At 57.9% G+C, this 15325-nt stretch carries 7 protein-coding genes; 4 read left to right on the top strand and 3 right to left on the bottom strand.

The window, feature by feature from the left end; all coding sequences use genetic code 11:
* Positions 1 to 23: 23 nt before the first annotated feature.
* Entirely contained in the window at positions 24 to 3443 is a 3420-nt protein-coding gene (locus RBB75_RS07895) for a TonB-dependent receptor (protein ID WP_353070097.1), read from the bottom strand.
* Between the two features lie 210 nt (positions 3444 to 3653).
* Positions 3654 to 7046 (bottom strand): TonB-dependent receptor, encoded by a 3393-nt coding sequence (locus RBB75_RS07890; RefSeq protein ID WP_353070096.1) that lies wholly within the window; start codon positions 7044 to 7046, stop codon positions 3654 to 3656.
* Between the two features lie 309 nt (positions 7047 to 7355).
* Between RBB75_RS07890 and obgE the strand changes: the two genes are divergently transcribed.
* The 4 genes from obgE to RBB75_RS07870 all read left to right on the top strand — a co-directional run bounded on the left by obgE (position 7356) and on the right by RBB75_RS07870 (position 13649).
* On the top strand, positions 7356 to 8486 hold the full coding sequence (obgE, locus tag RBB75_RS07885; protein WP_179640315.1) for a GTPase ObgE: 1131 nt from the start codon (positions 7356 to 7358) through the stop codon (positions 8484 to 8486).
* A gap of 1729 nt (positions 8487 to 10215) precedes the next feature.
* Positions 10216 to 11157 (top strand): 3-methyl-2-oxobutanoate hydroxymethyltransferase, encoded by a 942-nt coding sequence (gene panB, locus RBB75_RS07880; protein ID WP_353070095.1) that lies wholly within the window; start codon positions 10216 to 10218, stop codon positions 11155 to 11157.
* Positions 11158 to 11295: 138 nt separating this feature from the next.
* Complete coding sequence (gene panC / locus RBB75_RS07875; protein WP_353070094.1) at positions 11296 to 12138, top strand: pantoate--beta-alanine ligase; 843 nt, start codon at positions 11296 to 11298, stop codon at positions 12136 to 12138.
* Positions 12139 to 12347: 209 nt separating this feature from the next.
* A complete protein-coding gene (locus RBB75_RS07870) occupies positions 12348 to 13649 on the top strand; it encodes a GGDEF domain-containing protein (RefSeq protein ID WP_179640312.1) in 1302 nt (433 codons plus the stop codon).
* A 108-nt stretch (positions 13650 to 13757) separates the two neighbouring features.
* Here RBB75_RS07870 and mnmE read toward each other — a convergent pair whose 3' ends face one another.
* Positions 13758 to 15137, bottom strand: a complete 1380-nt coding sequence (mnmE, locus tag RBB75_RS07865; protein WP_353070093.1) for a tRNA uridine-5-carboxymethylaminomethyl(34) synthesis GTPase MnmE — start codon at positions 15135 to 15137, stop codon at positions 13758 to 13760.
* Positions 15138 to 15325 lie beyond the last annotated feature (188 nt).

Genomic DNA, 15325 nt, shown 5'->3' with positions numbered 1-15325 from the left:
GTCCGGCAGGATACCTCTTCGCATCAAAACTCCACCCTAACCCCCAACTGCACCTGCCGCTCCGGCGACTGCCCCGTCGACGCCGCCGTAAACGTCCCGAACGGCCGCACATTCAGCCCCTCCGCCGCAACCGTCGCAGCGCTTTGAAACACCAGCGGCGTAATCCCATTCGCCTCCGTCCCCACCAGATAGGCCCGCTGCATAATCGCCGAGTAGTTCACCCGGTTCGTCAGGTTGAACGCCTCGGCAACCCCACGCACCTTCACGCCCTCGCTCACCCGCACCGCCTTGCTCAATCGCAGATCAATACGCCCCGTATCCGGCAGCCGCAGCGTGTTTCTCCCCACCGTCGGCAGATAAGCTGCCCCGCCAGCACCGTTGATGCTCTCATGTCCACCGGTCAGCCTCGTGCCGCCAAAGATATCCAGGCTGTAAGGTCTCCCACTCGTCTCCGTAAAGATAGGAGCCACAGCCCAGCCATTCACTGTGCTCCTCAGCCAGTGTTGCTCGATCGTAAACCTCGGCTCCCACACCACACTGGCTACAAACTTATGCGGATAGTTCAACGCAGATAGGCCCTTGTCGTAACGCACGTCAAACGGATCGAACTGCCCATTCGTCCGCGGCGTCGCGCCACCGCTCTGTCCATAGTCGATCGCCTTGGCCCACGTCCAGCTCGCCCTAAACTCCACCCCACCACGGCTCCGACGCCGCGCCTCCAACACCAGCGCGTTATAGGTCGCATCGGCATTTGAAACAATGTCGGTTACAGGTCCAAAGTTCGTATTCAGCCTTTGCGAATAAAACGGAACCACAAACGTCTCGCCATCCCGAACACCCACTGCACTTGTCCCACCTTGCAGTTGAAACTCCTTCGTCGCCACCGCCGGCGCAATATTAATATCCACCGAGTTCGGCAGCTGCCGGTCGAGATTCAGTAAGTACGTCGCACTCGCAATCGTCCCCGCACCCATTTCACGCTCAATCGAAAAACTGCCCTGCTGCACCGCTGGCAGCCGAAATCTCCGATCGAATACCATCGCCGAAGTCGTCTTCCCCACAGCTGCCGGCGGCGGCGTCACGTAAGAGCAGGCATAGCCAAAACCCTGGTTCGCAACCTGTGGACAATTTGTAACCGTCGTAGGCAAGATCAAAACGCTGGTCGTAGATGAGGGCAGTGCAGTCCTTGTCAACGCGCTGCTCACAGTAGCGCCAGGCAGCCTGCCATAAAATAGCCCGTAACCAATTCGCACCACCCCCCGTCCCGACCCGAACGGCTCCCACGACACCCCCACCCTTGGGCCAAAGTTATTGCGATCCTCTGGAAACACGCTCGTCGCGCCCTTCTGCCCAAACACCGCGTCGAGCACTGCATTCGGCTGCTGCGGCAGCGGAGACAGTTCGTATTCGTAACGCAATCCGGCACTTATTGTCAGCCCCCGCCTCACCCTCCAGTCATCCTGCAAAAAACCTGCCCACTCCTGCGTATCAAATGTCACCGTCTTCTGCCCAAAGCTCTGCGTAAACGAGCGAAAGCAGAAATCATGCACCTTCGCGGTGATCGACGGACACCCGCCATTCGGATACGCGTTCACATTGAACGTATAGTCGGTAATCCAGTCCACCAGTCCACCCGCGTGTCCCGAAGTAATCCCGCTGTCGTAGTGAAACGCTCCCTGCGGATTGTTGAGACTCGAAATATCGTCATGAACGAAGCTGACATCCACCCCCGCCTGGATCTGATGGCGCCCCCGCACCAGCGTCAATAGGTCGGCCACCTGAACCTTATTCTCGTCCGGGAACGCCGTGCGCCCCAGCGAGGTCGAAGTGCCAAACGTAAATCCATCCGGCCCAATCGCAATCTCGGGAGCATATCCTTCGGGACCCACCGCCGGCTCCTGCGGCAGCGGCTTCGATGCCGTCTCAAACTGAAGATCCCGCCCATACTGAATACGCAGCTCATGGCTCAGCTTCGGCGACACCGACCACATCCATCGCCCCAACACCGAATCCACCTTCGCATAGCTGCTCCCCAGGCTTGCCGCTCCCAGATCCACCACCGGCGCAGACCGCGCCCCGGACGGAGAGCTCGATCGCGCCCGGTCATACTGCAAACTCACGCGATGACGCGCCGCCGCCTGCCAATCCACCTTGCCAAAGTTGATCGTCTGGTCATGTCGCCGCGGCACCGTCCCCGTCAAACTATCCAGGTAGGTCAGTGCAGCATCTATCTTCGTCTGCGTCACGCCCCGATTGCCCAGCAGTGCACTCTGAGTCGGCGTCAGCAAATAAAAGTTCGGATCGTCGGGAGTCGAGACAGCCGGAAACGATCTCCGCTGCTGATCGTAGGCATAAAAGTAGAAGAGTCTATCCCTCACCGCCGCCCCGCCAACGCTGCCTCCAAACTGCTGCCGAAGATCGCTTGGCTTCACCGCCGTGCTCATGCTCACACCATCCACATAAGTCGTAGCAATCGAAAAGGGATTCGTCGCGCCGAACGCACTAGACCGCACCAGGTAAAAACCCGTCCCGTGCAGCGTGTTTGCTCCACTCTTCGAAACAGTCGTAATAATCCCTCCCGCCGCATGCCCATACAGCGCCGAGTAGTTCTGTCCGCTCACACGAAACTCCTTCACCGCCTCCTGAGAAAACGTGGAAGCCGCACCCGCATGACGCCCATATCCGCCACCGCCATCCACACTACCCGCACTCACTCGCTTTGACGACCCAGTCTCTGCCGCATCTTCGATCTCGGCGCCGCTCTCCCCGCCCGTCCCTCGCGGCACCGCGCCAAAACTTTGGTCATCATCTCCGCCATCGACTCGACTGCTATTCTGCGTCGAAGCCACCCCACGAAAGCTCAACAACCCGTCCCCCCCCGGATCGGCGTTGACCGTCGGCGTCAACAGCGCAAACGTCTGCCATCGCCGCCCATTCACCGGCGTTCGCTCCATCTCTTCCGGGGTCACGACACTCGCCGTTGCCGTGGCCGCCGCCTCATCAACGCTCACTGAAGCCGGTGTCTCCGGCATCGCGGTCACATTCACCGAACTGACGACTCCGCCAACCTTGAGCCTGGCCTCCACCGAAGTCACCCCGCCAACCTCGACCTCCACAGGCTCCAGCGTCAGATTCGCGAATCGCTCATAACCAACCAGCACCCGGTACTCTCCCGCAGGCAGGTGTGCCACCACAAACTCGCCTCTGCCCTCGGTCTTCGCAACTGCAGTCAAACCGTTGGCGAGATTCTGCACCTGCACTACCGCGCCCTTGAGTCCAGCGCCCGTCGCATCCACCACAAATCCGCTGACCTCGCCATCCACCGGCGTCTGTCCCCAAGCGCACGCCCCCACGGCAGCAGCGGCACTACACCACAGCAAGCAGGCCCGGACCACGTTCCTCACACCCGCGCTCAACCTCGCGCGTCCCAGACAGAACGACATGCACTCTCCGCGGATTCTGTACCGCTCTACGCCGCAACCACGGGAAGATTGAAAAGTAAGCTCGCCATGCCCCTCGCTATCCAGGCAAAGCGTCGCAGCCACACTATGAGATTAGCCGCAGACACAGCAATTATGAAAGACCACTTCCGTGTTAACCGAAAAAGGGCAACAGCCGAAGCCGCCGCCCTCCTTCCCACAAACGCCTGCAATCTAGAACAACAGCCGCAAAGCCAATTGAATCTGCCGCGGGCTGTACGCGTAGTTCGAGTTAGCCGAGGTGATCGACTGGAACCCAGGCTGGAAGACCAGTTTCGCGCTCGGCCCCGTCGTCGGGGACCCCTGCGTCACCGTGCTAGAGTAGCCCTGCGTCGTCTCCCCCGTCACGTTCAGATGATTCGGCAGGTTGAACGCCTCACCGATCAGCTGCAGGTTGTACTTCTCCGCAAACGTGAAGTCCTTCTCCGCGCGCAGATCGGACTGCACCGTGACCGGATATTTGAAAGTGTTGCGTCCGATCTGCGGCACGTAACTGACACCCGTCCCCGAGAGCCCCGACCCCGCCGACTGCAAACAGCCTGCCGTGTAGTAGCACTGATTCGGCGTGGTACCCCCAACCGTCAAGCTGTAAGGAAGCCCCGACTGCGACTGCACCAGCGGCTTCAACGACCAGCCATTGGCAATCCACTTCAACGGACTACCCTCGTTCACCCCAGGAAAGTTCAACAACCCCCACGCCACGACGCGATGCGGAATGTTGAAGCTTGAGTTCCCGTAGTTTGCCCGCGCATTGCCATAAGGATCAAACCATCCATTCGTGCTCGCCTGCGTCACCGCGTTCTGCGCAAAGTCCAGCGCATGCGACCACGTGTAGTTCACATCGAAGGTCAGAAAATGATTCGCCCTCTTCTGAACCTCCGCCGTCACCCCGTTGTAGCTGGAGTTGATGTTGCTGATCACATCCGTCACCCCATTGAACGCAGGGTTTAGCGTGTTGGCCTTATAGCTTCCCGTGCAGCTTGCACCCGCCGCGCACGAGACAGACTGCGTCCGCGTCGAGTAGACCTTCTCCGGTATCACCGTACCGCAAGCCACCGGCCCGCAGTTGGTCGTATTCGCCGCAGGAGCCACCACGTAGTTGAAGGTATACGTCTTCGTCGGATCCAGGTTCAGGTTCAGATAATTCGGCAGCTCCCGGCCAAGCGCGCCGATATAGCTCACCGAAAACACCATCCCTCTGCCCAGATCCTGCTGCAGCGCCATATCGAACTGATACGTCATCGGGTTCTGCAGATTCTTATCCAGATACTGCACGCTCAGAGCGCCCGCCGACGCTGCCGGAGCAGTCGTCGCAACATTCGGGAACGTAGGCGCAATCGACACCCCATTCACCGACGTGCTGTTGTTGAACGTTGCCGACAACTGCGTATTCGCTGCGCCCGTCTGGTAGCGGGCATTCAGCAACAGCGCATTCCACAGGCGTCCGTAGTACATCCCCACGCCGCCGCGAATCACTGTCTTGCCCTGACCATAAGGATCGTAGGCAAATCCCACCCGCGGCCCGATGTTGTTCTTGTCGCTCGGCGTGATCGCCGACTGCGGAAACATAGCCGCATTCTGAACTCCGGTAAACGGCCCAGGCAGATGCTCATAGTCATACCGCACCCCCAGGTTCACCGTCAGCCGCGGAGTCACCTTCCAGTCATCCTGAAAGAAAAAGCCATAGTCCAGCGTGCTCAGATCGAACACCGCCGGCCCAAAGCCCTGATAAAAGCTGTTGTAGCAGGGCAGCGTCCCCACACCGCTCAGCGCCGCGTTGCACGTCCCATGCTGTGCAATCAAATCGCTGAAGTAATTAACGATGTTGCTCGTGTAGTTGTACTGGCCGTTGCCCTCATAAAGATTGTTCTGAATGTCATAGTTGTGCAGCAAGTCGATCCCAAACTTGATGCTGTGCCGCCCAAAGATCGTCGCCGCAGTATCACCCACCTGCCACTTCCGCTCGTCCGGATACGCCGTCCGGAAACTGTAGTACGGCGTCCCCGCAGTAAAGCCCGACACCGCGGTGTAGAGAGCAATGGCAACCGGAACGCCGCCCGAGTTATTCGGCGTCAGAAACTGATTCGTATAAGCGCTCGGAGTCTGTCGCCCTTCGTCATTCAGCTCGCGACCATATTGGTAACGCAATTCGTTACTAAATCGACCCCACAGGCTCTCCAACTCCACCAGGCCATAATCCAGCTTCACAAAGTCCGTACCAAACGCGTCCACCGCATACGCATTCGTCGCCTGGGTCTGCACCCCGCCCGGCGAATTCCAGCGCAGCCGGTGATACAGCACACTCACATGGTTCTTGCCGTTGATCTGGTAGTCCAGCTTCGGCGTATTGATGTCCTGGTTGCCGTAACGCGGAACCGAACCAAGATCCGTCAACGCATTCTGCAGCTGCTGGTTGTAGTCCGCCGCTCCCTGCGCATAGCTCACCTTTAATCGCGCTGCCAGCAGGCAGGTCTGCTGATCGATCGTGCTCGATCCACTTCCCGCAATCGTGCCGGTCGTTGCGCTGCAGGTCTGCCCCGCCGGAAGCGCCGCATCCGGAGTCGTAAAGAACGCACTCGGATTGTTTGCCTTCGAGACGCCAGGGAAGTTCCGGTGGAAGACATCAAAGGAATAAAACCAGAACAGCTTATCCTTGATCAACGCTCCGCCAGCACCGAAACCGTACTGATTGCGCTTATCCGTCGGCTTGAAGGGCGCCGTCACATACTTGCCCGTCGTTGCGTCGAAGGTCGTGTTATTAGTCTGGAACCCGTAAGCCGAGCGCGAGCTGTCCCGATTGTAGAAGTACAACTCACCATGAAGAGCGTTTGTGCCGCTCTTGGTTACAGAATTGATCACGCCGCCAACCGCGCGTCCATACTCCGCCGAATACACTCCGCTGTTCACCGTAAACTCGCGCACCGCGGCCTGCGAGGTCGAGTAGCCCTCCCGCGTGCGCCCGCGCTCCTCGGCATAGAAGCCCTGGTTGTCATCCGCGCCGTCAATCTCCACGTTATTCAGTAGCGGGCTGATCGCGCGAAACTGGATCAATCCATATCCATTCGCGTCCACCGTCGCGCCCGGCGTCAGCAGCGCCAGCGTCGACCAGCGGCGATTGTTGATCGGAATACTCTCGATCTCCGTATTCGAAAGATGGCCACCATAGGTCGCATCTTCAAAGTTCAGCACCGGTGCAGTCGCCGTCACCTCCACCGTCTGGCTCTCTGAACCCGTCTTTAGATGTTCATCCAACTGCGTCGCAAGGCTCACCTCCACGGTCACATTGCTCTCGCGCTGCACATCGAATCCCGTCGCCTTGACCGTAACCGTATAACTTCCCGGCGGCAGTTGCGGCGCGCGATACAGTCCCGCCGAATCCGACGTCAACGTCAGCGTCGCGTTCGTGCCGTTATTGCGAATCTCGATCGCCGCCCCCGGCACCACCGCGCCGGTATTGTCGAACACCGTCCCCACAATCGCACCCTGCGTCGTCGATTGCGCCCCCATCGGCCGCACCATCAAGCACGCCAACGCCAAAAAAACGCTCTTCCCTAAATATCGTGTCATCTGTCTCCTCAAAAATTGCTGCCGCCTCAGGCGCATTCGTTCGTTCCGCGCCTGACATTCGGAATGTCATGTATTTGTCTTAACCTTGTCACATCGCGATTAACACGTGATTACAAGCGCGACCCAACGATTTTCTGACGCAGGATCTCTGACGAAAGATCTCTTCTGTCACAAACTGAATCAATAAAGGAGGAGTGCCACAGTCAAGAGTCAAACAGTCAAACCCGTTCCGCAATCTCGTGCGCAACCGGCGATCTTGCTCGGACAATCCCAGTCTAGCGCAGACCCTAGTACACTAGACACTGAAGAATGTTTATTGATGAAGCAAAAATTCGCATCAAGGCCGGCGACGGCGGCAACGGCTGCATGGCCTTCCGCCGCGAAAAGTTCGTTCCCAAAGGCGGCCCCTCGGGCGGCGACGGCGGCCATGGGGGAGACGTCCTCATGTCCTCCTCCCTCAGCCACAACACCCTGGTCCACTTCCGTTTCAACCCCGAGCACAAGGCTCAGCGCGGAGGCCACGGCCTCGGCTCAAACTGCTCCGGATACTCCGGCGAAAGCACCACCCTCAAAGTTCCCGTAGGCACCCTCCTCTACGACGACGCCACCGGCGAGCTTATCCACGACTTCGCCCGACCCAACGAGACCATCGTCATCGCCAAGGGCGGTCGCGGCGGTCGCGGCAATCAGCACTTTGCGACGTCCACCCATCAAGCACCCCGAGAACACGAGCTCGGCCGCGCCGGCGAAGAGCGCGCCTATCGCCTCGAGCTCCGTCTCCTCGCCGATGCCGGCCTCGTCGGCTATCCCAACGTCGGCAAGTCCACCCTCATCTCCCGCCTCTCCGCCGCCAAACCCAAGATCGCCAACTACGCCTTCACCACCCTCGAGCCCAACCTAGGCGTCGTCCAGGTCGGCGACTTCCCCCACACCGAGTCCTTCACCGTCGCCGATCTCCCCGGCCTCATCGAAGGCGCACACCTCGGCGCTGGCCTCGGCATCCAGTTCCTCAAACACATCGAACGCACCAGCGTCATCGTCCACCTCGTCGACGTCTCCGACTCCGGCGCCGCGGAAGGCAGCGCCGCGGCAGTAGGATCAGCCCGTCCCGACCCCGTCGCCGACTACAAAGTCATCACCGAAGAGCTCAAAAGCTTCGACCCCGCGCTTGCCGCCAAGCCCACCATCCTCGTAGCCGCCAAAGCCGATGTAGCCAATCCCGAAAAGCTCAAAAAGCTCACCGCAATGGCCAAGCGCCGCAAGCTCCCCTTTTTCACCATCTCAGCCGTTACCGGCGAGGGCATCGAGCCGCTAAAATACGCCATCGCCGAGATGGTCGCCGCCCACCGCCCCATCGCCCTCGAACCCGAGATCGTAGAGCCCGTAAAGCTAAAACCCAACTACCCCCCACCCCCAGGCTCCGCCCGCGGCCGCGCCTAGCAGAGTGCAGTTTAACTTCTTTGAAACTTGATAGTCCGCTTGCGGACTGTCTTCCTCGCGGTCGACTTCGACCATGGCTTCAGCGAACGAACCAGTGAGGCCATTCCCTTTTCAAACCGCTCTAGGCTTCCGGGCCTTCGTGGTATTCGTGTTCGTTTTCATTGTTCTGGCTTTATTCTTGTTCCGACAGATACATATAACGCAAACCCAAAATTTGATTGCTGACCTGGATTTGCAAATGGTTGATATACCGACGGGTGAGTGCATGGATAACCCAACAGCGATAAGGCCTGCATTGCTAACTGAGACTCGCGTGTCGGGGGATCAGGCAGGCTACACCCAATCCCCTCTCCTTCCGACGATGAACGCTCAGATATGGAACGAAACTGTCCTAATTGAACATTTCTCTCGCGATATGGATTCCACCCGGCCTTATTGAAGACGTTTTCCAAGGTTAGCGTGAATTTTCCTATCTCTCCATCGTCACTAGCTTGAGTGGGGAACGTAATGAAGAATATCCGAGTCTCACTTCCTGCTCGCTTCAGGAGATCTACTGCCTTTGTTACATTATCTGGACTCAAGGTTCGATCGGGAGGAGGAACGCTTCCCAGTGTCCCGATCACAACCCCGCCCGGTTGATTTGTTCCTACACAGGCATTACCGCTGCCGCCAATACACCCCACGTTGGACGGCTGCTGCATGGGAGTCGGTGCGGGAGAAAGGTTTTCGGTCGGAGGTGCGGGTTGCGGGTTTCGCGTAACAGGGGGATCAGTCTTTTGTTCTTTTGATCGCGGGGTCAGTTTGACCTTAGGCGATACGGTAACGTCAGGGGCGACTGGTTTGATTGCCACAGTTTGTGGAATGACAGCTGGGACAGGAGCGGGATTTACAGGTTTGGCCATCGGTTCCAAAGACTGTGCTGAGATCTGTGATTTCGAAGGTGTGCGCAGCTTCGCAATTAAGAGAGACCCCGATGTCCAAAAAAAAACGAGTGCGATTAGGGCAATTATCGAATATGAGATGGGGTGTACCTGCCAGAGACTCCGCAACCTTCCCTTTTCGCGTTCTCTCCTATAAATCCAGACAAAAGTCAGTACCAATGGAATGGCACATATTAGCAATAAGCCCCACCAGCTTAATTGGCTACTAAACTTGTTTGAGATCACGCCCGCAGCGATCTCTGCTGAGCTTAGCGCTGATGCACCCCATAAGTCTTTTTGTCTTCAGACATATACTCAGCGCCTCAAGAGTATTCTCCTCTTCGCCTTGGACAGCAAGGATGATAAATGTCAGTTCAGAGAGCAATCCTAAAAGCTGTCAAGCCCCAGCCTCATGCAAACCAATTGCAATCATAGGTTTATCCCGTGCGCATTAGTTTCCGTTCAACCGCTATAATTAGTATAGTTAGATCGTTGCAAGGGCACTCTGTCACCTGCCAGAGACCAAAAAGCAATCTAACCCTTTTGTTTGCACGTATCTGCGCGTAAGCCGTTTAGAATGACGTATTTGAATGTGGCTTTCTTCTGTAAGCTACTGACAATAAAAGAGTTGCGCGCGGGTAATAGGGGGGGGTACCCCCCTAACTTTCGGGGATTCGATAGACGCCTTGCCATTCGGGCCACAAGACGCGTAAAGTCAATCACGGCCCAGGTACCTTCTGGGACAGGTGGTATCCAGCCAAAGTCGCCTTCCTAAGACGACACGCGGCGGAGCTGCACTGGAGATTGCAATGAGTCTGACCACGTTCTCAACGGAACGAGCCGATGCCCAAGCTGGGCGACAGGCCGATTCCCTCGCCAAAGTCACCGTCCCCTCCCTCCTCGAAAAGAAACTTCTACGCCGGCCCATCAGCGCCATCACCGCCTACGACTACGCCAGCGCCCGGCTCATCGACGAGGCTGGCCTCGACGTTCTCCTCGTAGGCGACTCGCTCGCCATGGTCATGCAGGGCCACGAGAACACCCTCGCCGTCACCATGGACGAGATGCTCCTCTACACCCGCGGCGTCCGACGTGCCGTAAAACGCGCCCTGCTCGTGGCCGACATGCCCTTCGGCAGCTATCACACCGGCGACCGCGAAGCCCTCGCCAACGCAATCCGCTTCGTCAAAGAGTCAGGAGCCGAAGCCGTCAAGCTCGAAGGTGGCCGCGACCGCGTCGACCTCATCCGCAGAATCACCGCCGCCGAGATCCCCGTCATGGGACACATCGGACTCACCCCCCAGAGCGTCCACCGCATGGGAGGCTACAAAGTCCAGGGCAAGACGATGCAGGCGATCGACGAGTTGCGCACCGACGCGCTGGCTCTCGAGGAGGCTGGCTGCTTCGCAGTCGTCCTCGAAGGGGTTCCCCGCGAACTCGCCCACATCATCACCGAAGAGCTCCGCATCCCCACCATCGGAATCGGTGCCGGCCCCGACTGCGACGGACAGATCCTCGTCCTCCACGACATGATGACCATGACCTTCTCGCCTCCGGCAAAGTTTGTCCGGCGATACGCCGACGTAGCGGGAGTCATGCGCAAGGCGTTGGAAGAGTACCGGCACGACGTAGACGCCCGAACCTTCCCCGCGGACGCCGAAAGCTACCACTTCTCCCGCGAGGTTCGCGAATTGATGAATGAATCGGCCGAATCAACCGAGCCGGCCGACCCGATCGAAGCAGTTGGGTAGCAACCAGACCGCAGCCACACACAAACGATCTCGACGTCAATTCGAGCCCGTCGACGGCGGTGCGTGTCCGTCTAAAGAAGATCAGAAGAATCAAAGAGAGAATCCCGCAGCTATGCGGTAGAGAGGAGCTGTTATTTGATGAAGATCATAAAGAGTGTTGCGGAGATGCAAGGCATCTGCCGCGATCTCCGGACGCAGGGCGTCTCAATAGGCTTTGTGCCGACGATGGGTGCGCTCCATAGGGGTCATCTCTCCCTGGTCCAGCGAGCCCGCTCTGAATGCCAGACTGTCGTGGCGTCGATCTTCGTCAATCCCCTGCAGTTCGCGCCAGGAGAAGACTTCGCCCAGTATCCACGAACCTTCGAGGCAGACTGCAGGCAGCTTGAGGCGGAAGGTGTGGCCATCCTCTTTGCCCCCGAAGCTCAAGAGATGTACCCTAGCGGCGCCGTAACCACCATCACCGTATCCGGCATCGGCGACCGGTTGGACGGAGCCTCCCGCCCAGGACACTTCACCGGGGTAACCACCGTTGTTGCCAAGCTGTTTCACATCGTCGCGCCGCATCGCGCCTACTTCGGTCAAAAAGATGCCGCGCAGATCGCCGTCTTGAGCCAGATGGTTCAGGATCTCAACTTTGACCTCGAGCTGGTCAGTTGCCCTATCGTGCGAGACGCCGACGGCCTGGCTCTGAGCAGTAGAAATAGATACCTTAGCGTTTCGGAGCGTGAACAGGCATTAGTCCTGCATCGTGCGCTGACTGCAATCGAACAAAGCATCATCCAGGGCGAACGCCGCAGTGCATTGCTCCTGCAAATTGGAAGAACCACTTTGGAGACCGCAACGTGCATAAAAGTGGACTACCTCGCAATCGTCGACGCCCGATCGCTTCTCCCTGAGTCATCGGCTAAGAGCGGTGTGCTCATCGCAGTAGCGGCTTATGTGGGCCGCACGCGTCTGATCGACAATCTTCTCGTCTCTTAAGCCTGTCAAACCGCTGATAGCGATTGAGCAGGCTCAGAGAGAATGACACGGAAGTACCATGCAACCCTTGTAATTACGCGTGTATTTCGTCTCCGCTTTAGTAACATGCAGGCAGCATCTTTATGGTTACGATTTGTCTCTGAACCGCCGCCATAGAAACACGAACCTTCAGGGATGCAAGACACACCGCTGAGTAGAGGCGACTTTCGATGCCGAGCACTTCCATTCACGAGCTTGCGATTCAGCAGATCGAGCGGCTTTCACGACGAGGTTTTCAGAGATTGGCGCTGCCGGTTCCTCTTGAAAACGCCTTCGAGCAGTCGACGCTCGCTCGCCGATCCGAACGTCTCTGGCTGGAAGGCCTGGTTGCGATTGGTCTCTTCAATGCTTATGTCCTCGTCGATCACCTTCTTCAGGGCGGTCGCTCCTGGCTTCCATTACAACTTCGCCTGTGCATCGTCACCCCTCTGGCCCTCCTGATTAATCTCACCATGCGCTGGAGTCCAAACAAGATCTATCGCGAAACGAGCATCGCCGGGGCGAGCTGTCTCATAGGAGTCGTGCACCTTTACCTCGAGAGCAATAAAAATGCGGCCTCCTCCGCGTACGCTCAGGTAGGCCTCATCGTTGCGGTCATCTTTGTCAATGTCGTGATGCGACTTCAGTTCTTTTACGCTCTCAGCGCATCGGTCGTTATGCTGGCAAGCGATCTTATCTTCATTAAACACGATCACTTCCTGAACTCTTCGGAAAAGCTGCTCGGAATTACCTTGGCGGTCTGCGCCATCTCCATGACAGTGATTGCGAACTACAGCACCGGCAGAGAAGAGCGGCTCGGCTTTTTGATGCGGCTGCGCAGCGAGATTCAAAGCAAAGAGCTCTCCTTCCTGAACGTTGAGCTGCAGAGAATCTCTAGCATCGATAGTCTGACCGGACTAGCCAACCGACATGCTTATGAGTTGCAGTTTGCCAAACTGTGGAGCGGGGCTGTTAGCTCCGGCACATGCTTATCCGCCATCGTGATCGATATCGATCATTTCAAGCTCACAAACGACACACGCGGGCATCTGTACGGCGACCGCGTCCTGGTGCGAGTAGCTTCTCTACTGCTGCAAGGCCTGCGGTGCAAGGACGACTTCGCAGCCAGATTCGGGGGTGAAGAGTTCGTCGTTCTGCTTCCCGGCACAACCGAGGAAGGAGCGGCGATCGTTGCTGAGCGCATCCGCAAACTCGTCGAGGTAGCTGGTTCTCCAGCGCTGCCTGAGCCGGGCAGTCATCCCAGGCTTTCAACGGTAAGCTGCGGCGGAGCATCCTGCTACCCGAGTGCCGCGAGCTGCAAGGAAGACCTGCTTGAGGCGGCCGATAAGGCGCTCTACCAGGCAAAGGCGCTGGGTCGCAACCGGGTATGCTGGGGCGAATTAGCGATCAGGCAAAACCAGCCGTCTTCCTCCTCCAGGCGACATAGGATTTCGGTGATGAGTGACCCGCTGCCACTGACGAGGATCGACTAGTCTGCGGCGTTTGTTCTCGCGGATTCAACAATTCTTCCGGCTGAAGTATCTTCACGGGTAGGCCAGTTCCACCAAGTATCACTGACATGAACTGTCGTTTAGGTAAAGTTATTTGCCGATGCAGAACTTGGTGAAGATGAGGTTCAGGATGTCATCGGTCGTTGTAGAGCCAGTAAAGGCATCGAGAGCGCGGAGAGCTTCGTAGAGATCGAGGAGGATCATCTCGTGAGGGATGATTTCGGCTGCGGCACGTCGTGCTTGATTAAGAGCTTGCAACGCATCCGAAATTGATTGCTGTTGCCGTCGGTTTGTTAGAACTGCGGTTTCAATGTTGGAGACCACTTTTGTCATTAGTGACAGGATTGCGCGACGCAACTCTGGGATACCCGATCCCATGAGAGCGGACGTCCCAACCACTTGAAGAGCACCTTCCCAGGTCTGCGATTGCGAGTGTTCGAGGTCTTGCTTGTTGTAAACAATAAGGGAAGGGCGGCCCACTAAAGCAGCTGCCGTTGCTTTATCTTCTTCGTGGGGCGCAGCGGTGGCATCGAGGACGAGAAGCACTATGTCGGCTTCTGACATGGCTTCACGAGATTTCTGGATGCCGATTGACTCGGCCTCATCAGCGGAGTCGCGCAGACCTGCGGTGTCGATGAGTTCTACTGGAATGCCGTCGAGGGAGACGCGTTCTGTGACCAGGTCTCGGGTTGTACCCGGTGAGGCGGTGACGATGGCGCGATCGCGTTCGACCAGACAGTTGAAAAGAGAAGATTTACCGACGTTGGGGCGACCAACGATGGCCATGGAGAAGCCTTCGCGAACGATGCGGCCGTAGGAAAAGGAGTGTTCGAGCGCGGTCAGGGGGGCTTCGATTGCTGCGATTTGGGTGATGATTTGGGCTTGGGGCAGGAGGTCGATGTCGTCTTCGGCGAAGTCGATGCCAGCTTCCATTGCGGCGATGAGGCTTATAAGTTGTTGTTTTATTGGAGTTATCTGGCGGGAGAGGGAGCCGCCAAGCTGCTGAGCGGCGATGCGGGCCTGGTGGAGGGTGGTGGATTCGATGAGGTCGTGGACGGCTTCGGCCTGGGTGAGGTCAAGGCGGCCGGAGAGGAAGGCTCGCTGGGTGAATTCGCCGGGTTCGGCGAGGCGGGCACCGTTGGCGGCGCATTGGCGGAGGAGCTGATCGAGGAGGACGGGGGAGCCGTGGGCGGCTATCTCTACTACGTCTTCAGAGGTGTAGGAGTGGGGGGACTGGAAGTAGGTGACGACAGCTTCGTCGAGGATTTCCCCTGTGGAATCAAGGACCTCTGCGAAGCGCGCCTGACCAGGGGCGAGGGGATGGCGGAGTTTGAGGAGGGGTTCGGCGATGGTGCGGGCGGCGGGGCCGGAGAGGCGGACGATGCCGATGCCGCCGCGGCCGGGTGGTGTGGAGATGGCTACGATGGTGTCTTCAGAGAAAAAGCCGGAGTTGGAGTTGGAGTCGCGCACGTGGATTTTTACATGGTAGCGGGAGAAAAAAATGGCGGGGTGCTTTGTGGGGTTTTTCGGGGGGTTTTGGCAAAAACCATGGTGCAGAACGTGGTTTTTTGCTGGTGTGATCGTGGTGGATTGCGTGGTAAACGTGGTGTTTAAAATTGCAACTCTGCAGCCGTTTGGAGTACGCCACATTCTGCAAG

The organism is Tunturibacter empetritectus, from assembly GCF_040358985.1.
Lineage (GTDB): Bacteria > Acidobacteriota > Terriglobia > Terriglobales > Acidobacteriaceae > Edaphobacter > Edaphobacter empetritectus.
This window is presented reverse-complemented; position numbering and strand designations above follow the sequence as displayed.